This window comes from Bartonella kosoyi (genome assembly GCF_003606325.2).
GTDB classification, from domain to species: domain Bacteria; phylum Pseudomonadota; class Alphaproteobacteria; order Rhizobiales; family Rhizobiaceae; genus Bartonella; species Bartonella kosoyi.
Map to the genome: position 1 here is coordinate 192,905 of NZ_CP031843.2, position 23,253 is coordinate 216,157.

Sequence of the window (23,253 nt, forward strand, 5' to 3'; positions counted from 1 at the left end):
ATGTCAATTATGGCGATCAACCCTGACGACAATAGCAAAAATCAAATAAACAATCCTCCCCTCAATACGCTTAATCATGAAGCTTTTAAAAAAGCTCTTTCCACCTGTATGCGTGCCATTGCTGGAACATACCAGCTAGAAGTTTCCTTTAGTCCCAACAGACCCTCTTTGAGCAAAAATTGTGCACGTTTACCAGAATTACCACAACGCGCAACAGATCAAGATATCATGATTACCCGCGGATTAGGTGATTCCATGGCTCTGCGCAAAGCATGGCATGATAACGGCATTCACATGCAATTTTCTCCGCCAGAATCAGAAGCACGGGCAATCTTTGATGCCCTTGAACAAACACGTGTTGAAGCAATCGGGACTTTAGCCATGGAAGGGATTGCGAAAAACCTTGATGTCATGCTCGCTGATAAATACAAAAGAGCCGATTATGAAAAAATTAGCAATCAAAGTGAAGCCCCTATCCAAGAAGCGATAGCACTTTTATTACGCGAAAAAATAACTAAGCGCGCTGCCCCAAGAGAAGCAGGTCTTGTTTTAGAATTTTGGCGCCAAGAACTCGAACAAAAAGCCGCACCAGAGCTTAATGAACTCACACATCATATTTACAACCAACAGGCTTTTGCACAAATCGTTTGCCAAATGCTTGCAACACTCAAAATGACAGTGCAACAAGATAAAACTCCTGACAGTGAAAACAATAAAAAATTAAAAAACGAATGTGAACCTCAAGATCAAACAGAAGAAGAAAGTAAAAATAAAAAACACGCTCACAGTGAAGAACAAACCAGCACTGAACAAGAAAGTGATGGTCAAGAAGAAGGAAAAACACAAGCAACACAAACAAACGACAATGATCAAGCTGACGGCGAGCAAAAAAATGGCCCTTGGCAAGAAAAGCCGCGCAAACCAAAACGTCTTTTTTCCGATTCAGAACAAATGGAAAGACTTGGCAATTATAAAATCTTCACCCGTCAATTTGATGAAGTCTTGGAAGCAACTGATCTTTGTTCTGAAAACGAATTAGATCACTTACGCCGTTATCTTGATAAGCAAATTAGTCATCTTCAAAACATTGTTGGACGTTTAGCCAACCGTCTCCAGCGCCGCCTTATGGCACAACAAAATCGCAACTGGAACTTTGACCTTGAAGAAGGATATCTCGATACGGCACGGCTTCCACGCCTGATTATTGATCCCATGCTGCCCCTTTCTTTTAAAATGGAAAGTAACACACAATTTCGAGATACGGTTGTTTCACTCCTCATCGATAATTCTGGTTCAATGCGCGGACGCCCCATTAGCGTTGCCGCAAGTTGTGCTGATATTTTGGCACAAACGCTTGAACGTTGTGGTGTCAAAGTTGAAATTTTAGGGTTTACCACCAAAACTTGGAAAGGGGGAAAATCACGCGAAAAATGGCTTGAGAAACATAAGCCTCATCATCCTGGACGCCTGAATGATTTGTGTCATATCATCTATAAAAGCGCTGACACCCCATGGCGTCGCGCACGCCGCAATCTAGGTTTGATGATGCAAGAAGGATTACTCAAAGAAAATATTGACGGAGAAGCTTTAATTTGGGCGCATCAACGCCTTTTATCACGGCGTGAACAGCGTCGCATTCTCATGGTTATTTCTGATGGAGCCCCTGTTGACGACTCAACACTATCAGTCAACGCTAGCAATTATCTAGAAAAACATTTACGCGCAGTGATTCAAGAAATTCAAACCCATTCCCCCATCGAACTCATTGCCATTGGAATTGGTCATGACGTCACACGTTATTATCAACGTGCTGTAACCATTATGAATGCCGAAGAACTCGCCGACGCCATAACAAAACAACTAGAAGCACTTTTTAGTGATAAAACACCACAAACTTTATGAGAAATAAACCCGCCTTAAATCAGCTATACAGCAATCTATTAATTTATCATCATGCATCGAGCGTTATTCAACTTAAATAAGAATCCTAAACGCCGTAAAATTCTTTCATTTCAAATCTGTCCCCATTAAATCATTTTCCTGCCCATAACAAGCGATGCTAGAAAGCATAAGTCTATTTAAAAAAACATTTCACGTTACTTCCAAGTTTATTTCACAAAAGCACCTATGAATGATATTAAGTGTACAATCCATTCAGTATCACCATCTTTACGCTCCATAAAAGAGAAAACCGATACTATCATTATGCGTTCCGCCCTTAATATTGCAACAAACCTTGGCATTTAAGATGATTCATGAAGGGACTCCCCCCGCTTATCATATGCAAGAGAGAGATCTTTATTGAAACAATATAAGAAGATTTACAATACGCAAAAGTTATATGCGGCTTCTCGTCATGTTGCAAAATGATGAATTATCCTTATAACTTCAATAAATTAACAACACATAACTGAAGTTTCTTTTACATCAACATAAGTCTATAAGAAAGTATTTTTAACCTCGTTCAAAGAGTGGTTATCCATCCATTTTTTATGAAAGCCTAAATAAATAATTTTTATTGCTTCCTCACAAAAAGGGACTTGAAATGCGAGCCTCTCCCTTAAACCGTGAAGCGATAAAATTTCTCAATCAACGATGCTATCGCATGCGTAACATAACTGAAATTTTCTCAAAATTTAAAGAAAACAAAAAACAAAGATTATTACTTGTTACAAGCAAAAGAGGAATCATCCTTTGGATGACTTTGATAAAGAGGAAGCTTTACAATGTTAAGAATTGTCCCATAAGGTATCAACATCAACAGGCTCATAATAATTTTTATGGAAAAATCGCCAAAAGCAAGCGAGAGCCAAACTGGCATGCCGATCCCTCCCAAAACAGTACTCTCCACCAGTGAACTATCAGCATACCCTGTTATCCTATCAAGAACGGCAAAAGAACTCGAAAAAGCAAGAGAAAAAAACAACACCGTGTCCAACGCCGAACCAACCAACGCTGCTGCCAAAGGGGCTTTCCACCATGTTTTCCGTCGCAAAGGCGTAAAAACAAGAATATCAAGAAGTTGTCCAAATAAAAATGCCAAACTAGAAGCAAGTGCAAGCCGCGGTGTTGCCAATATCCAAGAAACAAAAACACCGGCAAAAAAACCAGCATAAACCACACGCCGCGCAGCAGATGGACCATAAAAACGATTGGTCAAATCATTAATGAGAAAGGCAAATGGATAAGTAAAAGCTCCATAAGTCAACAGCTCATTCAAACCAAACCAATAGACGGGATACTGAACCAAAATATTAGAAGCAGTAACCGCCAGACACATTGCTAAAATAGAAAAAATAACATACTTTCTCTTTTGCTGTTCTAATAAAAGACCGCTTGAAAACATTTTTTTAACCTGGGGTATGGAACCAATAAAATAATAGAGCGATTAAAGAGAAAAAAGCCCTAAAAGCGCACTTCTTTAAGACCAAGATTCGTGATTAAAGCGTCAATTCATCCAAAATAATGACACGAACAATCACGCTACAACAATCACGCTGCTTTCTCAGCTTTTTGCTCGCTTTCTTGCTCAGCTTTTTTCTTAATGATTTGGCGTTTTAACAAACGCGCACGTTGCGATAACTCTTTATCGTCTGCCTTGACCAAAAAGCCATCAAGACCACCACGATGCTCAACAGAACGCAATGCATTTGCTGAAATACGCAAGCGATAACTTTGCTGCAACACTTCTGAAATTAATGTCACATTGCAAAGATTTGGTAAAAAACGACGCCGAGTCTTATTATTCGCATGGCTAACATTATTACCATACAGAACCGTTTTCCCTGTCAATTCACATGCACGAGACATAAACTTCACCCTTAAACTCTTAAGAAACTTTCAAATCCCTATACCCAAAGAACACAATGAACGCAAAGCACGCACAATGCGACCTTGAATGGGCATCATTGGGAAGTTTCTTTCTAATAGGGGCTCGACAACAAAAGGTCAAGTCTTTTATAAAACCTTTTTCATCTCTTGGCTGACTCATCCTTCATCTTTTTCCAAAATCAAGGCGTGCAAATTCTGCTAAAAAGCGTACAAAATGCTTTTTTTAAAGGCATACCATGTTAGAATAAAAATCTATTGTCCTGAAAGGAAGCATACATCATGAGCAAAAAATCCCCCCCCATGACAAAGCTTCAGGAAAATTCTTGCCGTTTTTCTTCTTTCTTGTTTGGAACTTTATGCGTTTGTTTTTTCTTTCTCTTTAGTGCATTAGGCATATGGCAAATACAACGGTTAAACTGGAAAACAAATCTTATCACCAGCGCCAATCAGCGCGTTCACTTATCCCCCATAAAAGCCCCCCAAAAAGATCAATGGGCTGAGGTTACTTTTGAAAAAGATGAATATCGACCGGTTGTGATCACAGGAAATTTTTTAAAAAATAAAAATATTTTGGTCACGGCTGCTGCTCAAAACACCACGGGTTACTGGGTTTTGACTCCTTTACAAACCGCTGACAACACACTGACTTTTATCAACCGTGGCTTTATTCCCATGGACGAACGGAACAATTTTCAACACTCAGAGAAATCCCATACAAATACCTTATCTCAGCAAGATTCTACCACAAACACAGAACAAACAACAATTATCGGTTTATTACGTATGAGTGAAAAAAATGGATTTTTCCCACGCAAAAATAATCCTGACAAGAATGTGTGGTACACGCGTGATCTTCCCGCTATGGCAAAAAAACTTGGTCTTTCTACTATTGCCCCTTATTTTATTGATGCCAGAAAAACATCTCCACAAGCAAAACTTCCCGTCGCTGGTCTTACGATTATCCACTTTCGAAATAATCATCTTGTTTACGCAATCACGTGGTTTACTTTAGCTGCTGGTGTACTGGGCGCTTTTCTTTTTCTGCTAAAGCAAAAAGAACTCAAAAAATAACAAACAGAAATACCTACCCCCATAATATAATCACTAATCTGCTTCACAATGAAGAAGAGCTTAACACTATTATGTTGAGAGTTTATACATAATAAAATTTGTTTTTAAAAAGCAATTATTTGATTTATAATAATAATCCCATTATTTTATACCTTAAACTTAAAACCTGAGATATCTATAAGACTCTTGCAATGCAAATCTTCTGACTAAAAACCAGCAAAATCATTCTCGTGCTCCCCCCCCGCACACAATAAAATGATTAAAAATAAAAAAAATCAATATCTTTTCCATCTCGAATGCCAAGTACTGTTAAAGCAAGAGTTATTAAAATATTGAAACCGGATAAAGAGAATGACTATTCTGTCTTGCATCTTTAAGTATAGATCATGGACATACAATGGATCTGCTATACCATTTACGAAAGATTTACACGACATTCTTCACAAGACAACCATAAGTTGATTCATTGAAAAATGCTTACTTTAAAATAAACGCGCGTGAATGCACCCTGTAATAGTATTTTATTTTGCATGAAAAGCGTAATCTCATTAAAAAGGCAATAGCCAAAAATGTGGGGCAATGTGTCATTTCCACTCTTAAAAACACATTATTAAAAGCATTGGTCATAAATACTTTTGAAAAACATAAAAATTAAAAATGGCAGGAAAAATGAGCATGCATTTCTACCATTATAATTTCATATTCTTGCTGATTATTTCCCGTCTCTCAAAGATAACTCAAACGGGTAGCAATATTCTCGTATTCATTTTACATACAAAAGCTAATATAGAAGAGAACATATGGATGCGTTTTATGTTTCAAATCTGCTGTAAAGATGAGATATTGAATTATAAGCAACAAAAAAAAACATTTTAACGTATCAATGAGTCCTTTATACCTATCACACACCTCACATGAGCGTGTTTTTACAGGATAATAAAAAAGGTGAGTTATCGTATATTTTAAAAAAGACAGTTTATCCTTTGAATGTATTTTGCTAAAAGCTTTTGCTATAAGTGTATAAGCTTATTTTATTGGAATTTTAACTCTTTCATTTTTAAGGCTTTTGTTATGGGTGTTGTTGCCAAAAATTTTCCCATACCTGATCTTCATCGGGTTCGTCGTGTTCTTCTTTCTGTGTCTGATAAAACGGGTGTGGTTGCATTTGCACAAGCCCTTCATGCGACTTACAGTGTTGAATTGATTTCAACAGGAGGAACAGCCAAAACCCTCATAGCTGCTGGTTTGCCCGTAAAAGATGTTGCTGAAGTTACTGGATTTCCTGAAATAATGGATGGACGTGTCAAAACACTCCATCCTTTGATTCATGGTGCTTTGTTAGGGGTAAGAGAAGATCCTAGCCATAGGGAAGCTATGGAAAAGAACAGCATTCATGGAATTGATCTTTTGGTGGTAAATCTTTATCCTTTTGAAGAGACGATCCAATCGGGAGCCGATGAGCAAACAATTCTTGAAAATATTGATATCGGTGGACCAGCGATGATTCGCGCTGCGGCAAAAAATTATGCTTATACCGGTGTTGTAACAGCGATAAATGACTATGATTCGATTCTCGTTGAATTAAAACAGCATAATGGATGTTTGAGCTTATCCATGCGTCATCAATTAGCAATGCGTGCGTATGCGCATACCGCTGCTTATGACACGGCAATAGCCGCATGGTTTGCACGGGATTTAAAAATTGCCCCCCCCTCATGGCAGAGTTTTTCTGGTCATCTTGAAAATGTTATGCGCTACGGGGAAAATCCCCATCAACAGGCCGCATTTTATCGCAATAATGAAAAACGTTTTGGCGTTGCAACAGCAAAACTTTTACAAGGCAAAGCGCTTTCTTATAACAATCTTAATGATACGGATGCAGCCTTTGAGCTTGTGGCAGAATTTGATCCGCAAAAAACCGCTGCTGTTGCTCTTATTAAACATGCCAATCCTTGTGGTGTTGCAGAAGGAGAAAATTTGAAAGACGCTTATTTGAAAGCTCTTATGTGTGATAATGTATCGGCATTTGGTGGAATTGTTGCGTTAAATCAAACCCTTGATGAAGAATGTGCGGAAGAGATTGTTAAAATTTTTACGGAAGTAATTATTGCTCCTGATGCAACAATGGCGGCACGTGAAATTATTGCTAAGAAAAAAAATCTTCGTTTGCTCATTACAGGTGGTATCCCTAATCCACGTTGTGGAGGACTTCTTGCGAAAACACTTGCAGGAGGCATTTTAGTGCAATCACGGGATAACGTAGTGATTGATGATCTTAAATTGCAAGTAGTGACAAAGCGGACACCAACTCAAGATGAAATGCGTGATCTTCAATTTGCTTTTCGTGTCGCAAAACACGTTAAATCAAATGCTATTGTATACGCAAAAAATAGCGCAACGGTTGGTATTGGCGCTGGACAAATGAGCCGCATTGATTCAGCAAAAATTGCTGCAAGTAAAGCCGCAGAAAGTGCAAGGAGAGCAGGCTTAACAGAAACGCTTACAAAAGGATCAGTGGTTGCATCCGATGCATTTTTTCCTTTTGCAGATGGTTTATTAGCTGCTGCTGAAGCAGGTGCAACAGCAGTTATTCAACCAGGAGGTTCCATGCGTGATGAAGAAGTTATCTCTGCTGCGGATAAGCAAGGTTTAGCGATGGTTTTTACAGGAATACGGCATTTCCGTCATTAATATAATTTGGGTGATTTCCTCTTCATATAAGACAACCGTTTCAAGAGATTTTTCATAAATCGTATGTCGATTGATAATCATTGAAATGGGAGAAGTTATCATTGCAGAAAATACACATAATTTAACCATTGTTTTAGGAATAAGATGTTATCGTTGTGAATAGCTTTAAAAGTTGCCTTTTTACATTGAGATATCTGTTAAAAGGTCTTTTTCTGTATGTAGATGCATACCTGTTATGACATTATAGCACAACTTTTTTTAGTGATATGCTCTATCTTAAACTAAAGAGTGTAACAAAGTTTGAGTACAGGATATGAATATTCTACGTTCTTATAGTAATTGGCGTCGTTATCGTCGAACCGTTAATGCGTTAAGCCGTCTTTCAACCTATGAACTCAATGATCTTGGCATCTGTCGAGGGGATATTGATTCAGTTGCACGGCGCTATTCACGTAAATCTTTCTAAAAGTTATTTAAAGAATCTTTGAGGGTTGGAAGAAGCGCTTCGCTATAAGAAAAAAACAGTTTGAGGTTGGTTGTTATCGCTTCATTGTTAGTATGGTAAGACAAAGTAGAAGGGGTTTTTCCCTGAAACTTTGTTGCAATGTTTTCTCTTGAGTTCTCAATGTTTCTGCGATGAACAATTTTTGATTTATCAAGCGTGTCCATTATTTGGCGCAGTGAATGAGAGACTCTACTGTATGGATTCTCTTATTGCGAATCTAGTTTATATTGAATCAGCAAAAACCATGTCTCTTGCACATTACAAGCGAAGAGGATGTGCTTGGAATGAAACTGTACAAAAAAGGACTAAAAATGCCTATAATAAACCGTCTCACGCGCCAAGGGATGCCACAACATTGGAATGTGATGATTCCGGCTTGTTACGCTATAAGCCAGCCATAATGTGATCAAAACAAAGATCAAGCGCGCTTAATGCTTTCCTCTATCCGTTTTTATATGCGAGATAGGAGAAGGAATACCTCTAAAATGGAAAACAACTTATTTTAGCAAAAATATGAAATCTCAAAGATAAAAAACTATTCACATCTTTACCGTCATTTTTTCATTCAGTTTTACAACTTTCAAAAACATCTATATCTTTTAAAGAATGAAGTGCACTCCCTCACCTTTTTTCTCTCTTCAATAAAATCATACCCCTCACGCAAAACAGAAAATCCAAAATTAAAACGTCATCATATTTCATACGCTTTTGTTTTAAAAAAATACATCTCAATACTCATTATCCCCTCTCATAGCAACACTTATGAAGAAAATCCTCTGGACATTCTCTCCTTTAAGCTTAAATAAAGGCGTAAATCAAAATATCGTACCATTATCCTTCAATGTTGTAACAACCCTTGGCGCTTGAAAGTGTTCAGAAAAACTATTTTTATCCCTTTCTTACAGCAAGTTTACACACCACCTCTCCCAATAGGGTACAAATATATGCGTTGCTTTACCATAAACAAATTCGCAGCGAGAAAATCTTACCATTTTCTAAGTTTTCATTTAAATTTCAGACAATAAATGATATAAATCAATATGTTAACTTCTTAAAAGTATAAAAAATAAAGCATGATCCATATTGTTTTAAACAATACTCTTCTAGAGGCTTTTGAAAGTCATAAAACCAAATAAAGAGAAAAATGGCAGGTGTAATAACCCTACACCATTTGCCAAGAATTTTGCATTATGCTCTATAGTTTTACGTTATAATCTATACGAGCACCATTGTGAAATGAGTATAATAAAAGAAATTTTAACAAGGGCATAAATTTACAAGAAAATATTTTATTATCTTGAACACACAGATCCCTAAGAGCGGAATATTGATCATAGTAGCACTCCAGAACTTTTTAGAGATAAGAAACCATTTAATTTTCTCTCCACTCCCTTAAGAATGAAGATTCTTAACCAATACCGATCTGTAAATAAGAATCTATCAACAGCGCCGTTTCACTAATTCACGAGCTTGTTTTAAAGAGACATGTCTTAAAGCACCCAATCTCATTTCACGACGGCGCCCGTGAATGGTATAACGGTAAAGCCATTGAGCATCTCCATCTTTACGCTTATGGAGTAACAAGCCAGCTCCATCATTATATTTGCCAGCCCTAAAATGTTGCGACAGCTCTTGCATTAAGCCGATTCATAAGAGCCATTTTTTAATCCTTTTTTTACAGTTTTTACCCACACGCCAGCCCCGCTTGTGACGTACAAACGAATGGTTTTGATTGATTCAAGATAAACAGATTTAAAATGAGAGAATCTTACGGTATTAGGGGTTCTAATTCGATATGAACAACGCTAAATTATCATTATAATCAATATCTTGCCCGATAGATAAAACCCCTCTTAGCACTACCACATGAGATTCTATAGGCAAATTTTGCTTCAAAATATTCATCCCATACGCTTACAAAAAATACTTCCGTGTAAAAATTTACACAGTCCTTCAAGAGGGGATATATCCCCCATAAACGATGATATTTTAGAACATGAAAATAAAACGTTATAGACTATAGGTTGGAGCAATGTTCTGATTTTTTATCAAACGGCTTTACGGATAAAACGCCAGCGAACTTTTTCCTGAAATGCAGGGCGAAAATATAAAACGATCTGCTGTGTCCTTTGCGGACCTGTTAATTCCGCAAAATCAATTGAATCTTCAAGACAAATATCCGCATCAGGCGATATAAAATACCATACTTTCTCGTCCTCTACGTGTCCGTCCTTTACCGCTAAACACACACGCTCACCATCATAGTTAACCTCAACTTGTGGATGAAGATGAAACCGAACAGCAACATGATCTTGTTCACTTTGCGCCCTTTTATGTTTTTTCCCCTCTTTATTGGGCATAAAAAAGCGATCAAAGCCTTCGATCATATCCCCACTCGTCGCCAAAATAAGACCACGCTCATGAATAAGATTAAAGGGTCGCACATAACCATTATGGCTCGCAATAAAACCTGTTTTCTCAGAATCCTCTATACGGTGCACTTGAACTTCCCTGGGTCCATCAAACAAAAGAGAAGCGCTATTTTTCTTTTTTTTATAAAAAGTACCCACCGAACAATCATTAAGCGTCGCTGTTGAATGGGCCGCAGTAATACGCCCTAAATGTCGATAGTCCTCCCGCCCATCAGGGTTAACACCGGTATTGATAATAAAACGGTGTCCTTGTGAAGACATTTCAAAAGACAAGCATCCTGAACAAGCTTGCTGTGCTACAAAGCGTGGTGGAAATTTTCCCGTATCGGCAAGAATTGTTGTTTGATTGGCTTTTAAGCGCTGAAATCCTGAATAACGCGCATAACTAAAAGGATGACCTCCTGTTTCATCAAGCTCCAAAAGTGTTGATAACCGTTCCGACGCGAGGGGACCAACCCCATTAAAATGCGCTAATGTTTGATCCTCATGGATAAAGAATCGCAAAGCTGGCAACATGCGCTCAACAGAATCAATCAAAATACGGGGTGCTGTTTCATTGCTCCGCATAAAAAGGTAACGTAAAGATAATAAATCTGATAATAAATTAAGCAAAATGATAGGACTACGGGAAATATGCCCACCATCAACCAAAATCTGAAGCGAAAGCTCTTCTATAAGCGTGGTTTGGACCTTTTTTTTCACGGCTGCAGAAACAGGTAACGCAAGAGAGGCAAACGTCAAAGCCGTTGCTGCTTGTAAACGTTTATCATCATGATCCATACTGCAAATTGTTACGCGCAAATAACGGAATTGCAAACCAAGTGCACGTAAAAAGCGTTTTTCAAACCGCTCGCTTGCCCCTTCTAACAACATTTTTGAGTGACAAATCCACGAGATCAAACGCCGTGCGACAACAGGTTCACTCCAAGCAAGCCCTTTTACTTTTTTACCAGCATGGTCCAGCCAATCTTCTAAAAGAGAACGTGCATGCGCTGCAGCTAAATCACTTTTTGCTGCTTCCATATGGCGCAACCAATGAAAATCATGTAGAGCCGCTTCCCATTCGGGCGTTGGCGAAACCAATGAAAAGGGTGAAACAGCACCAGAATGAACAATATGACCAGCAAAAGCAAAACGACCGTGATAAAATTCATGCGCCATCATCGGATCAGCCACATGAAAATCAATGGGATGCGCTAAAATTTTATGAGGACGAAACCCTGAAAACCGCCAACGAAACAATGGCCCAACCCATAAACGCCGCATAACATGCTGTAGCGTATCGATACAGGCTGCTATTTTTACCTGAGGAGCTTTTACCGCAACCGCCAAAATTCCATCTCCATTTATGCTGAATCAGATACAATTTCGACCATTTTTGTAAATGAAGCGTTAATTAAGCAATTTTTCGTAAGCGCGCGGCAAAAAAACCATCCATTCCTAAAGGCGCAGTTTTCTCAGCATCAAAATTTTTATGACAAAAATCCGCCGGCGTCGTACGCAACATCCCCTCACCAAGCAAATGCGCCAGTGCTCCCATTTCTTCTGGATCAATAGGGTCTAAAACAATATCATTGCGTGTTGATAAAATTTTCTCAATAAGATCTTCACCTTCTTCTCTTGCCAACGAACAATTGGAAAAAACAATCCGCCCTCCCTTTTTGACCAAAGCAATTGCTGTGACAAGCAAATCATATTGCAACGCCGCTAACTTGATGACATCATCCCTCGATTTCGTCCATAAAATATCTGGATGACGACGGATCGTTCCTGTAGAAGAACAAGGAGCATCAAGAAGAACCGCATCAAAAAGCTGTGTGGGTTGGAAATTTCTCACGTCCCCCTGCCAAATGTGAACGGAAAAATGGAGCCGTTCTATATTTTCTTTCAAACGCTTGACGCGGTTAGCAGAAAGCTCAATGGCTGTCACCTCTGCCCCTTGCAAAGCCAATTGTGCTGTTTTCCCCCCAGGGCTCGCACAAAGATCAGCAACGCGTTTCCCCCGAAGTTCTCCCAATAAACAAGCAGGCAACGCTGCGGCAAAATCTTGAACCCACCAAGCCCCTTCCCCATAGCCTGGTAAATCAGAGACAGAACACTCCAAACGGTTCAATCGAACAGAACCATTGGGTAACACCACACCGCCAAGCTTCTCAGCCCATCCAACACTATCAGCTTTCACTGTTAAATCGAGCGGGGGCTCCACACTTTGAATTTCTATAATCTGATTTGCCTTTTCTATTCCATAAGCGGATACTAAAAGCTCTCCAAACCATGCTGGAACACCTTCAATGGTCGGAACTTGTTGGCGTAAAGGCGCCGCCTCCCGTGCGACATTGCGCAAAAGAGCATTCACCACCCCTGAAAAACGGCGCATACGAGGATCAAATTTTGCCACACGCACAGCTAAATCAATAGCCGCGTGATCAGGAATATCAAGATAAAGAATTTGCGCCACACTGATATGTAGAAGATGCTGAAGTGACAGTGCTTGTGAAGGTAAAGGGCGCTCTAAAAAGCATGAGAGGGCCGCCGCAATCGACCCTCGATGACGCAATGACGTTGTCAAAATAGCCCGACACAATAAACGATCTCGTTGTGAAAGTTTTAAATATTGTGGGTGTCCGTGTTCATTATCCGTCAAACCAGAAAGAGGCGTATCCTTATCAACGACCGCCCCTAACAGACGTACACACACCTGCCGAACAGCCAATCCTGGAACATCTTTTTCCGAAACATGCCCCGCTTTTTTGTGTTGCAAAATAACACCTTTATATCACTGCTTCCTCAAGAGATCTCCCAGAAATCTCCTCAAAAATTTCATGAACGAGAACTTTTTGAATTTTCATAACGAAGCCAAGAAGGACGTTTTGTGACCCGCTGAAAAGTGCTATCTTCTTTCTCACCTGATGCATGAGCCTGACTGCGAAAATCTTCATAATTTTTCTCGTTGCTTTTTTTATTTATAGCGTCTTCTCTATTCCATCCGCCACTTTCAGCAAGAGACCCTCTCATCTCTTCTGCTTGCCGATAAAGAGCAGCAATACGATTTGCCGTTGCTGGATGTGTTGAAAAAAGACTATCGGCTCCCTCACCGCGCAAAGGATTGATAATAAATAGATGCGCGGTTGCTGGATTATGCTCTGCCTCTTCATTGTAAACCCCATGCCCTCCATCCGCAATTTTACGCAATGCTGAAGCCAACCATAAAGGATTACCACATATTTCAGCGCCTCTCCGATCCGCAGCATATTCACGCGTACGGCTAATGGCCATTTGCACAAGCATTGCGGCAAAAGGTGCCACGAGCAGTGCAATAAATCCTCCAATTGCCCCCCCACCATGAGAATCTTCCGAAGAGCTGCGCTGTCCCCCCATAAAAAAAGCAAAATTACCAAGCATTGAAATTGCCCCTGCAATCGTTGCTGTTAGAGTCATGGTTAAGGTATCACGATGCTCAATATGTGCAAGCTCATGCGCCATAACGCCAGCAATTTCTTCTGCACTTAACCGCTCTAACAAGCCGCGACTTGCAGCTACAGCGGCATTTTGAGGATTACGTCCTGTTGCAAAAGCATTCGGCTGCGCGCTATCAAGCACATAAACCTTTGGTTGAGGAAGAGAAGCTTTTTTAGCTAAATCGCTTACGATTTTATAATAAACGGGTGCGGAATGCTGATCAACCTCACGCGCCCCGTACATACGTAAAACGATTTTATCTGAATTCCAATAAGAAAAAAAGTTTAAACCACTTGCCATTAAAAGAGCAATGACCATGCCACTGCCCCCTCCAACAAGATAACCAACCCCCATAAAGAGGGCCGTTAAAAAAGCCAAAAGCATGGCTGTACGCATTATGTTCATTACTCAAAAAACTCCATGATAAAAGTCTACTAATACTATATGATGGGGTTTTCTTTCTGCTTCTTCAATGGAATAGGTGTAAAATGAATAAAAAAGATGAAAAAACAAGCCCAAAAAATTCAACTATTGTTAGACAGCAATCTCTTCCTCCCGCAGCACAACGCGCCCTTAAAGAAGCTGAAGCAAGGCGAAAAGACGAAGCAAAAAAAGAACACCCGTTGGAAAACGGTGGACGTGGCGGCAAAGACCCTTCCCGCTATGGAGACTGGGAAATTAAGGGCCGCGCCATCGACTTTTAAAGCCATACATCTTCAAAATTGAACTTTTAAAACAACCAACGCCGTTCTAAATAAACACTCTTTTAAAGAAGATCCATTTTTGATTGGCAAAAACGGATAATATTTATTCTCCTAGCATTTTTTTAAAAAGCGTTGATTAAGCAATCATGCTTCTTATTCTGAAGCAGATTCTGCATCAGCCGCAGCAGCTGCTTCCTCTGCTGCCTGCTTTGCTGCTGCTATACGTTCTTGTGCTTTTTTGCCCGGTTCACCTTTATGTGGGTTATTACGGGTTGGACGCTTTTTTAAACCAGCCGCATCTAAAAACCGTAAAACGCGATCTGTTGGCTGAGCCCCTTGACCAAGCCAATATTGGATACGTTCTTCACTAATTTTCACCCTCGGTCCATCTTTAGGCAACATTGGATCCCATGCACCAACACGTTCAAGAAATCGCCCATCACGCGGACTACGAACATCCGCAACAACGATATGATAATAAGGACGCTTCTTTGAACCTCCACGGGACAAACGAATTTTTAATGCCATATTTTTCTCCTATTGTCAGCTCTGGCTTTCGTTTAAATTGACTTTTTTTGTTTTTTGCTCTTCAGCAATAATTTCATGATGACGCACAACTTCTTTAATAATAAACTTTAAAATTCTTTCAGCAAAATCAGGATCAAGGTGACTTTCCATAGCCAATTGCCGCAAACGTGCGATCTGATGCTGCTCACGCAGAGGATCTACTTTAGGCAAATCATAACGGGCTTTTAAGTGCCCAACAGCTTTGGTACAACGAAAACGCTCTGCTAAAATATGAATCAAAGTTGCATCAAAATTATCAATAGATGCTCGTAAATGAGCCAATTCGTTTAATACTGTTTCCTGCATCACATTCCTTTCCCTCTTTGCATCTTATTTTTTCTTAAAATGCTGAGGAAATTTTCCCCTATCAGCAATGCCATTGGAAAGGCCAGGAAATATAGGATCACGCTTGGGAAGTCCAGGCAAGGCTTTCCCTCCATGGCCATTTTCAATCTGTTTTTGAAGCGTTGAGAGTTGCTTCAGATCCAATCCCGATAAATCAGGCATAGCCGGAGAATCTGTACCTCCTATCCCTCCAAAACCCATTTTGGAGCCAAGTCCTCCTAACACTTTTCCCATAAAGCCGCTTTTGCCTTTACCACCCATGGCTTTCATCATATCAGCCATTTGGCGATACATCTTCAAAAGTTTATTAATATCAGCTGCCGTTGTTCCAGACCCCTTAGCAATTCGTTGTTTGCGGCTATGTTTTAAAAGCTCTGGATTCATACGCTCTTGCGGTGTCATGGACGAAATAATAGCCAATTGACGATTAAACAAACGGTCATCAAGACCAGCTGCCGCAATCTGCTCTTTGACCTTTCCTAATCCTGGCAACATGCCCATAATACCGCCCATTCCACCCAGTTTTTTCATTTTCTGCAACTGTTCTGCAAGATCATTCAAATCAAATTTTCCGGCCTGCATTTTTTTTGCAAAAGCAGCAGCTTTTTCATGATCCATTGTTTCCGCAGCTTTTTCAACCAAAGAAACAATATCGCCCATTCCGAGAATCCGATCAGCAATACGACTGGGATGAAACTCTTCCAAAGCCTCTATTTTTTCACCGGTTCCAATGGCTTTAATCGGCTTGCCTGTCACAGCACGCATAGAAAGAGCAGCACCCCCACGCCCATCACTATCCATGCGTGTTAAAATAATCCCTGTAATCCCTACACGCTCATCAAAAGAACGCGCGAGATGAACGGCATCTTGCCCCGTCAAACTATCAGCAACCAACATAATCTCATGAGGAAGAGAACACGCTTTAATTTCAGCTAATTCAAGCATCAAAGCTTCATCAATATGATTACGTCCTGCAGTATCAAGAAGAAGCACATCATAACCGCCCAATTTAGCAGCCTGCACGGCACGTGATGCAATATCAACGGGTAGCTGTCCCGCAATAATAGGCAAACTTGCAAGTTTCGCTTGTTCTCCCAATTGGCGCAATTGCTCCTGTGCAGCAGGACGACGTGTATCTAAAGACGCCATGAGAACTTTTTTATTGTGCTTATCAGTGAAACGTTTTGCAAGCTTTGCTGTTGTGGTTGTTTTTCCCGAACCTTGCAAACCAATCATCATAATAACAACGGGCGCTGGTGCATTCAAATCACTCAGAGTGCTTTCATTTCCAAGAATATGAACCAATTCATCATGAACAATTTTAACCACCATCTGGCCTGGTTTAATTGATTTAACAATTTCAGCCCCAACCGCTTTTTCGCGAACTCTATCAGTAAAAGAACGAACAACATCAAGAGCAACATCAGCTTCCAACAAAGCGCGCCGAATTTCACGCAGCGCCTCTGCAACATCCTGGTCCGACAAAGCACCACGCCCCGTCAAATGAGACAGGATAGAACCAAGTCGCTCTTGCAAGGATTCAAACATTATTTACCTCATTGTTGCATAACAAAGTTACATAACGAACAAACCAAAATAGCACCCGAGAACGCATCGCGCCGTCGAATGTTGACCTCTGAGATCTCTTTATACCCTTGCATTGGGGTCTCAGTCGGTGGCTCCAAGTTAATTTTGTCACTGAAAGCTTGCTCCTTCAAACAATAAAACCCCAGCTTTGTCAAGTTTTATCATAAAATGTCTTTTTATACGAAGAAATAAAAACAGCAAATACTACAATACTACCCTTCAAAACTTTCAACTTCAACACACATAAAACATCCTGTTTCCTGTTCCATATTCCATAATTTTCCGCTAGAGATATCAAACCAAACCCCATGTAATGTCAAAATACCTTGATCTTTGCGAAACTTTATCCAGGGAAACGTCTCTAAATTTCTCAACGAATGGCGAATAGAAAGCTGCTCTAAAGCCGTCTGTTTTTCTGGCCACGACAGTGACTTATTATTCAGAACAATTTCTGCGGCTGGCGCTAAAAGACTAATCCATTGGCCAATAAAATCATTTGACGATAAAGACTTACACGTCTCCTTAAGAGCCGTAAGAACGCCTCCACAATGGGCATGCCCAAAAACAACAATATGTTTCACCTCAAGTAATTGTACGGCATATTCAAGAGCCGCTGATGTTGCATGATATTGATTATCAGGAGAAAAAGGAGGAACCACATTTGCCACGTTGCGCAGGGTGAAAATTTCCCCTGGTTTAGCATCAAAAATCATTTCTGGGACAGCACGCGAATCACAACAAGCAATAACCAAAACTTCAGGTTTCTGCCCTTCAATTGCCAATTGCTGATAATCTGCTGTTTTATATAAAAAATGATTATTTATAAAGTTTCGGTAACCACTTAAAAGTCTTTCTGGTAAACGGGTCATTCTCTCTTTACTTCTAATTCTCTCTTTACTTTCATTTCGTATATTTAGAAAAAAACTATTACCATACAAAAATACTAAAAAGTCCCTTTTGTTGATGCACAATATTTCTTTAAAGTGCAAATTATTACTAAAAAATAATAAAAACACTGTCATTATTTCCCAATAAAGAGCTATTTTCTTTAAGAAGAAAATGTTACAGTGTAAAAAATATAATGGCCTTCTTTTAATATGAAGACAAGAAAAGACCTCTAAGAGCAAAAAAGGGAGAGTAAATGTGTTACAACAAAAAACAATAGAAACAAAAAACACACCAGACAAAATAGAAAAAATCCTTTTTGCTCAAACCGATAAAGAAGATATCGCTTATTACGAAAATAAAGAACTTCAAAAAGCTGCAGCCATTGCAGTAAAGGCTTTTAATCTCCATCAGGCAGGAAAAAATACTATCTGCTTTGAACAAAATTTAACCCGCAATAACAGACCTATAACTGTTATTACCCTTGTCAATGATAACAAACCCTTTCTTCTTGATTCTATTTTAAATCTCGTCAATCAACACAAAAACCATATTTATTTGATTGCACACCCTATTCTTGGTTGTGCTTCTGGAAAACGCATCAGTCTGATGCAAATTCACATCGAGTCTTTAAACAAACAGCAGATCCAAAAACTTGAACATGAACTCACCTTAGTTCTTGAGCAGGTTAATGCTGCTGTACGAGACTGGAAACCTATGCTTGAAGAAGTTGAAAAGCATATTCATGCCTACCAAACAAGTCTTCCCTCACATTATAAACAAGAAGGCGAAAAGGCTATTGAATTTCTTCACTGGCTCACAGACGATAATTTCATCTTCCTTGGCATGCGCACTTACAACTTTATCAAAGATCAGAAACCTATAAAATCTTTCACAGTGAGTAACGTTGAACTTGGTATACTCGCGGATGCTTCCATTCATATTGTTGACGATGAAAGTATGAAAGAACCACCCCAGGAAGTCTTATCCTTTATGGAAAGTGATAACCTGTTTATTGTGACAAAAGCGAACAGCCGCTCCAAGATTCACCGTTCTGTTTGGCTCGATTATATTAGTCTTAAAATCTTTGATAAAGAAAACCAGCTCTGTGGAGAATTACGTATTGTAGGACTTTTTACCTCTTCAGCTTATACGCGCTCTATTTTGCAAATTCCCTTCTTAAAAGAAAAAGCCCAAACCATCATTCAACGCCTTGGACATAATCATGCTGATTATTCAGGAAAAGCCCTTATCAGTGTTTTAGAAACCTATCCAAGAGATGAAATGTTTCGTGTTGATGTTGATACACTAACAGAAAATGCCAAACTTATCCTGCAATTAGACGAACGTCCACGTTTGCGGGTGCTCGTCCACACTGATTCTTTTGGACGTTTTGTTTCTATCCTTGTCTATGTACCACGTGACCATTACAGCAGCAGCCTCCGTGAAAAAGTTGGCGAACATTTTGTTGAAATTTACAAAGGCGACTTTTTTGAATCCTATCCGCTATTTCTGGAAAGCACTCTTATCCGTGTCTATTATATTATCCATCGCAAAGGTAGCGCAACTGTTCCACTTCACGATCGCACCACACTTGAACAACATGTTCGTTCAATTGCACGAAGTTGGGAAGATAGTGTCCAAGCCATCGCTCTTACCCACAAAACAACAGAACCACAAACCCGCCTAGCCAGTGAATTTCCTAACAGTTATCGTGATTTATTCTCAACGGAAGATGCCATTAAAGATGCCGGACATATTCTCAGTCTTCATGATGATACCCCCCTTTTCGTGACCTTTTATCACGCGCAAAACAAAGAAAAACAGAACATTTCTCTTCGTCTCTTTCACCGCCATGAAGCCCTTGCTCTTTCCAAACGAGTTCCATTGCTTGAAAATATGGGATTTCGTGTTATTGCTGAACAAACCCTTGAATTACCAGATGGCAACGGGCAATCTGTATATCTTCATGATATGCAATTAGAGAGTACTTTCCAGCTCAGTCTCGATTTTGAAAAAGACGGTCAAAAGCTTGCCGAAACTTTTGAAGCCATTTGGGCACAAAATGCTGATAATGATGCCTTTAATGCCCTCACCCAAACAGCTGAGCTTGATTGGCATGAAATTGTTATTTTGCGCCATTACGGGCGCTATCTCCAACAAGCTGGAATTCCTTACTCGCAAAATCGCGTCGCCCAAACTTTAAATGCTTATCCTGACATTACCAAAGAGCTTTATGCTTTATTTCATTTAAAATTTCATCAAAGCCATACAGAAAAAGAACGAGCAAAAAACAACCAGGTTATTCAAAAGCGCATTGAAGAAAAATTACAGAAAGTATCTGGTTTAGATGATGATCTTATCTTACGCCGGTATAGTAATCTTATCGATGCGAGTTTACGAACGAATGCCTTTACACCTCTTAGCGATGGCAGTCCACGGCGTATTTTAGCTACAAAATTAAATCCACGCCAAATTGAAGGTTTGCCTGAACCACGCCCTTATCGAGAAATTTTTGTTTATGGACCAGAAGTTGAAGGAGTCCATTTGCGTTTTGGACCTATCGCTCGTGGTGGCATTCGTTGGTCTGATCGCGCACTCGATTATCGCACTGAAGTGCTTAGCTTAGTCAAAGCCCAACAAGTTAAAAATGCCGTTATCGTTCCTGCAGGGGCAAAAGGTGGATTCTATCCCCATCGCCTTCCTCAAACAAGTGATCGTGCTGTCATCATAGAAGCAGCGCGACAAGCTTATACGGACTTTATAACAGCTTTGCTCTCCATCACAGACAATCTCATTCACGGCAAAATAACTGCGCCCCACAATGTCATCTGTCATGATGACCCTGATCCCTATTTTGTTGTTGCAGCCGACAAAGGAACAGCAACCTTTTCTGATACAGCCAACGCCATCAGCCAAGCAAACCATTTTTGGCTCGATGATGCTTTTGCCTCTGGCGGCTCAGCAGGTTATGACCACAAAGAAATTGGGATTACAGCGAAAGGTGCATGGGAAGCCGTTAAAAGACATTTCCGAGAATCCTTTAATCAGGATATTCAAACAACGCCCTTCACCTGTGTCGGTGTTGGCGATATGTCTGGTGATGTCTTTGGCAATGGAATGCTCCTTTCCAAACAAACAAAATTGATCGCCGCTTTTGATCACCGCGATATCTTTATTGATCCAGACCCAAACATCGAGGAAAGCTATGCAGAGCGTGCGCGTCTCTTCAAACTACCTCGCTCAAGCTGGCAAGATTACAACCAAAGCAAATTATCAAAGGGCGGTGGTATCTTCTCACGCAAAGAAAAAACCATTACGCTCTCCCCTGAAGCAGCAGGGGCCATTGGTTTCGAAAAACAAACAGGAACCCCCTTTGAAATTATCTCTGCTCTTCTCAAAGCCCCTGTTGATCTTTTATGGTTTGGTGGCATTGGGACTTACATCCGCGCCACAACAGAAAGTGATGCACAAGTAGGTGATCGTGCAAATGATGCAATACGCATTACCGGAGAACAAGTGCGTGCAAAAATTATTGGCGAAGGAGCTAATCTTGGCGTTACGCAACGTGGACGGATTGAATATATCTCAAATGGTGGTCGTTGCAATACGGATGCCATTGATAATTCAGCCGGTGTGAATTGTTCTGACATTGAAGTCAATCTCAAAATTGTTCTTGCATCAGCACTTCGTGCTAAAATACTCACCCGCGAAGAACGCAATAAACTCTTGAAAAAAATGACTCCTCAAGTCGAACAACTCGTCTTACGCAACAATTATCTACAACCCCTTGCTCTTTCTTTAGCAGAAAGCCAAAGCACTGCTGATTTACCCTATCAAATACGCTTTATGCACGATTTGGAACAAAAAAAGCTTTTAGATCGCAGAGTTGAAGTACTCCCTGATGAGCAAGTTTTACGGCAAAGAATAACCCAAGGAAAAGGTCTTATCCGTCCAGAACTCGCCGTTATTTTTGCCTATGCTAAATTAACGCTCAAAGAAGAAGTTGCTCATAGCCCCATTGTTGATGATCCCTATTTCAATGCAGCCTTGCTGAATTATTTTCCAACCCAAATTCAAGAAAATTTTGAGAAGGAAGTCATTAACCATCAATTGCGTCGTAATATTATTGCAACGCTGATTGCTAACGATATTGTCAATCGTGGCGGTCCTACTTTTGTTAATCAACTACGCGATGCAACAGAACAAAAGACTGAAAATATTATTCGTGTTTTCATTGCCATCCGTGATGGTTTTGAAATTCCTCAACTGTCTGATCAAATTGATAAGCTTGATAATAAAATACCCGGTCTTGTCCAAAACAAACTCTACGCAGCAATGACCCCAATGCTCTTTGAAACAACAAATTGGGGGTTACACAACATGGATCTCTCACGTCCATTAGCAGAAATTGTAAAAACAATAAAACAAGCCCGTAGTGTTATCGAAAAAGAACTTATCCATTCTCAAGATAACGATATTAAGCAAAAGATTGAAGAAAAAGCACGACACTACAGTGAAGAAGGGGCTCCAAAAGCATTAGCAAAACAACTAGCTCTCTTGGAAGCCGCTCCAACCGTTTGTGATATTTCTTTAATTGCAAAACAAAGCAACAGCGATCTTATTAAAACTGCAGAGATCTATTTCTCACTTGCACAAATCATTCGTATCAACCGCATTAACGAAGCAAGTCGTATTATTCCTGTAGTAGATTATTATGACAGTATGGCTTTAAGCCAAGCTAAAGAAAGTATTTCCGAGAGCTTACGGCAAATCGTCATTAAAATTCTCAAAAATTATGGAAAAAAAGAGGATCCTTTTACCACTTGGAAAAAAACAGAAGAAGATCATATTCACAATGTCACAAACCGTATTAGTGCCCTTATTGAAAATGATCTCAATATTTCTCGTTTTACTTTTGCAGCAGGGTTAATTTCTCAACTGCAAAATACTGGCTTTCAGACTTAACATGAATATAAAACAACCCAGTTAAAAACTCCCATTCTATCCCACCAGATCAAACCGGCAAAGATGAAGCGGTGCTTTTATTTTGGAAATGCAGCATACAAAATAAAAGCCCCGCTCCTTATCACAACAGAATTGCTTGTAACCATTTCAAAACGACAACAGGAATGGATTTTAACAATTGATTTCTCAACGTAAAAACATCTAACTT

The 23,253-nt window shown here is 39.7% G+C and carries 16 protein-coding genes and 1 pseudogene; 7 read left to right on the forward strand and 10 right to left on the reverse strand.

Annotation, left to right across the window (positions count from 1 at the left end; translation table 11 throughout):
- Window positions 1-9 precede the first annotated feature (9 nt).
- Window positions 10-1,902, forward strand: a complete 1,893-nt coding sequence (gene cobT, locus D1093_RS00945; protein ID WP_120100027.1) for a cobaltochelatase subunit CobT — start codon at window positions 10-12, stop codon at window positions 1,900-1,902.
- A 760-nt stretch (window positions 1,903-2,662) separates the two neighbouring features.
- Here cobT and D1093_RS00950 read toward each other — a convergent pair.
- Window positions 2,663-3,346 (reverse strand): VUT family protein, encoded by a 684-nt coding sequence (locus tag D1093_RS00950; RefSeq protein WP_120100029.1) that lies wholly within the window; start codon window positions 3,344-3,346, stop codon window positions 2,663-2,665.
- 146 nt (window positions 3,347-3,492) lie between these two features.
- On the reverse strand, window positions 3,493-3,810 hold the full coding sequence (gene rpmB / locus D1093_RS00955; RefSeq protein ID WP_120100030.1) for a 50S ribosomal protein L28: 318 nt from the start codon (window positions 3,808-3,810) through the stop codon (window positions 3,493-3,495).
- 300 nt (window positions 3,811-4,110) lie between these two features.
- Here rpmB and D1093_RS00960 point away from each other — a divergent pair, with 300 nt between their 5' ends.
- The 4 genes from D1093_RS00960 to D1093_RS00975 all read left to right on the forward strand — a co-directional run bounded on the left by D1093_RS00960 (window position 4,111) and on the right by D1093_RS00975 (window position 8,504).
- Complete coding sequence (locus tag D1093_RS00960; RefSeq protein ID WP_120100032.1) at window positions 4,111-4,902, forward strand: SURF1 family protein; 792 nt, start codon at window positions 4,111-4,113, stop codon at window positions 4,900-4,902.
- A 1,071-nt stretch (window positions 4,903-5,973) separates the two neighbouring features.
- The gene (purH, locus tag D1093_RS00965) at window positions 5,974-7,593 is read left to right on the forward strand and encodes a bifunctional phosphoribosylaminoimidazolecarboxamide formyltransferase/IMP cyclohydrolase (RefSeq protein ID WP_120102265.1); all 1,620 of its coding nucleotides are present in this window, start codon (window positions 5,974-5,976) and stop codon (window positions 7,591-7,593) included.
- Window positions 7,594-7,906: 313 nt separating this feature from the next.
- Complete coding sequence (locus D1093_RS00970; RefSeq protein ID WP_120100035.1) at window positions 7,907-8,059, forward strand: DUF1127 domain-containing protein; 153 nt, start codon at window positions 7,907-7,909, stop codon at window positions 8,057-8,059.
- Between the two features lie 235 nt (window positions 8,060-8,294).
- Entirely contained in the window at window positions 8,295-8,504 is a 210-nt protein-coding gene (locus tag D1093_RS00975; RefSeq protein WP_120100038.1) for a hypothetical protein, read from the forward strand.
- Window positions 8,505-9,556: 1,052 nt separating this feature from the next.
- On the opposite strand, the pseudogene D1093_RS00980 reads toward D1093_RS00975, so the two are convergent.
- The 4 genes and pseudogenes from D1093_RS00980 to htpX form a co-directional block, all read right to left on the reverse strand.
- Window positions 9,557-9,758 (reverse strand): annotated as a pseudogene (locus tag D1093_RS00980) (Arm DNA-binding domain-containing protein); the annotation flags it as partial.
- A gap of 388 nt (window positions 9,759-10,146) precedes the next feature.
- Window positions 10,147-11,862: a heparinase II/III family protein gene (locus D1093_RS00985; protein ID WP_078674190.1), complete on the reverse strand. Its 1,716-nt coding sequence runs from the start codon at window positions 11,860-11,862 to the stop codon at window positions 10,147-10,149.
- Between the two features lie 64 nt (window positions 11,863-11,926).
- On the reverse strand, window positions 11,927-13,291 hold the full coding sequence (locus D1093_RS00990; RefSeq protein ID WP_120100042.1) for an RsmB/NOP family class I SAM-dependent RNA methyltransferase: 1,365 nt from the start codon (window positions 13,289-13,291) through the stop codon (window positions 11,927-11,929).
- A 59-nt stretch (window positions 13,292-13,350) separates the two neighbouring features.
- Window positions 13,351-14,394, reverse strand: coding sequence for a zinc metalloprotease HtpX (gene htpX / locus D1093_RS00995; protein WP_078674188.1), 1,044 nt, complete (start codon window positions 14,392-14,394; stop codon window positions 13,351-13,353).
- 83 nt (window positions 14,395-14,477) lie between these two features.
- On the opposite strand from htpX, the gene D1093_RS01000 reads away from it, so the two are divergent.
- Window positions 14,478-14,693: a DUF1674 domain-containing protein gene (locus D1093_RS01000; RefSeq protein WP_120100043.1), complete on the forward strand. Its 216-nt coding sequence runs from the start codon at window positions 14,478-14,480 to the stop codon at window positions 14,691-14,693.
- A 153-nt stretch (window positions 14,694-14,846) separates the two neighbouring features.
- Here D1093_RS01000 and rpsP read toward each other — a convergent pair whose 3' ends face one another.
- The 4 genes from rpsP to D1093_RS01020 form a co-directional block, all read right to left on the reverse strand.
- Window positions 14,847-15,221, reverse strand: coding sequence for a 30S ribosomal protein S16 (rpsP, locus tag D1093_RS01005; RefSeq protein ID WP_120100045.1), 375 nt, complete (start codon window positions 15,219-15,221; stop codon window positions 14,847-14,849).
- 15 nt (window positions 15,222-15,236) lie between these two features.
- Window positions 15,237-15,566 carry a chorismate mutase gene (locus D1093_RS01010; RefSeq protein ID WP_120100047.1) on the reverse strand — a complete coding sequence of 110 codons (330 nt, stop codon included), beginning with the start codon at window positions 15,564-15,566 and terminating at the stop codon, window positions 15,237-15,239.
- Window positions 15,567-15,590: 24 nt separating this feature from the next.
- Entirely contained in the window at window positions 15,591-17,153 is a 1,563-nt protein-coding gene (ffh, locus tag D1093_RS01015; protein ID WP_120100049.1) for a signal recognition particle protein, read from the reverse strand.
- A gap of 251 nt (window positions 17,154-17,404) precedes the next feature.
- A complete protein-coding gene (locus D1093_RS01020; RefSeq protein ID WP_120100050.1) occupies window positions 17,405-18,061 on the reverse strand; it encodes a carbonic anhydrase in 657 nt (218 codons plus the stop codon).
- Window positions 18,062-18,335: 274 nt separating this feature from the next.
- Here D1093_RS01020 and D1093_RS01025 point away from each other — a divergent pair, with 274 nt between their 5' ends.
- Window positions 18,336-23,045, forward strand: coding sequence for an NAD-glutamate dehydrogenase (locus D1093_RS01025; RefSeq protein ID WP_120100052.1), 4,710 nt, complete (start codon window positions 18,336-18,338; stop codon window positions 23,043-23,045).
- Window positions 23,046-23,253 lie beyond the last annotated feature (208 nt).

What these genes read in the sequence shown, in the direction of transcription:
- cobT (WP_120100027.1), top strand. Translation starts at nt 10, where the DNA reads ATGGCGATCAACCCTGACGACAATAGCAAAAATCAAATAAACAATCCT.
- D1093_RS00950 (WP_120100029.1), bottom strand. Translation starts at nt 3,346, where the DNA reads ATGTTTTCAAGCGGTCTTTTATTAGAACAGCAAAAGAGAAAGTATGTT.
- rpmB (WP_120100030.1), bottom strand. Translation starts at nt 3,810, where the DNA reads ATGTCTCGTGCATGTGAATTGACAGGGAAAACGGTTCTGTATGGTAAT.
- D1093_RS00960 (WP_120100032.1), top strand. Translation starts at nt 4,111, where the DNA reads ATGAGCAAAAAATCCCCCCCCATGACAAAGCTTCAGGAAAATTCTTGC.
- purH (WP_120102265.1), top strand. Translation starts at nt 5,974, where the DNA reads ATGGGTGTTGTTGCCAAAAATTTTCCCATACCTGATCTTCATCGGGTT.
- D1093_RS00970 (WP_120100035.1), top strand. Translation starts at nt 7,907, where the DNA reads ATGAATATTCTACGTTCTTATAGTAATTGGCGTCGTTATCGTCGAACC.
- D1093_RS00975 (WP_120100038.1), top strand. Translation starts at nt 8,295, where the DNA reads ATGGATTCTCTTATTGCGAATCTAGTTTATATTGAATCAGCAAAAACC.
- htpX (WP_078674188.1), bottom strand. Translation starts at nt 14,394, where the DNA reads ATGAACATAATGCGTACAGCCATGCTTTTGGCTTTTTTAACGGCCCTC.
- D1093_RS01000 (WP_120100043.1), top strand. Translation starts at nt 14,478, where the DNA reads ATGAATAAAAAAGATGAAAAAACAAGCCCAAAAAATTCAACTATTGTT.
- rpsP (WP_120100045.1), bottom strand. Translation starts at nt 15,221, where the DNA reads ATGGCATTAAAAATTCGTTTGTCCCGTGGAGGTTCAAAGAAGCGTCCT.
- D1093_RS01010 (WP_120100047.1), bottom strand. Translation starts at nt 15,566, where the DNA reads ATGCAGGAAACAGTATTAAACGAATTGGCTCATTTACGAGCATCTATT.
- ffh (WP_120100049.1), bottom strand. Translation starts at nt 17,153, where the DNA reads ATGTTTGAATCCTTGCAAGAGCGACTTGGTTCTATCCTGTCTCATTTG.
- D1093_RS01020 (WP_120100050.1), bottom strand. Translation starts at nt 18,061, where the DNA reads ATGACCCGTTTACCAGAAAGACTTTTAAGTGGTTACCGAAACTTTATA.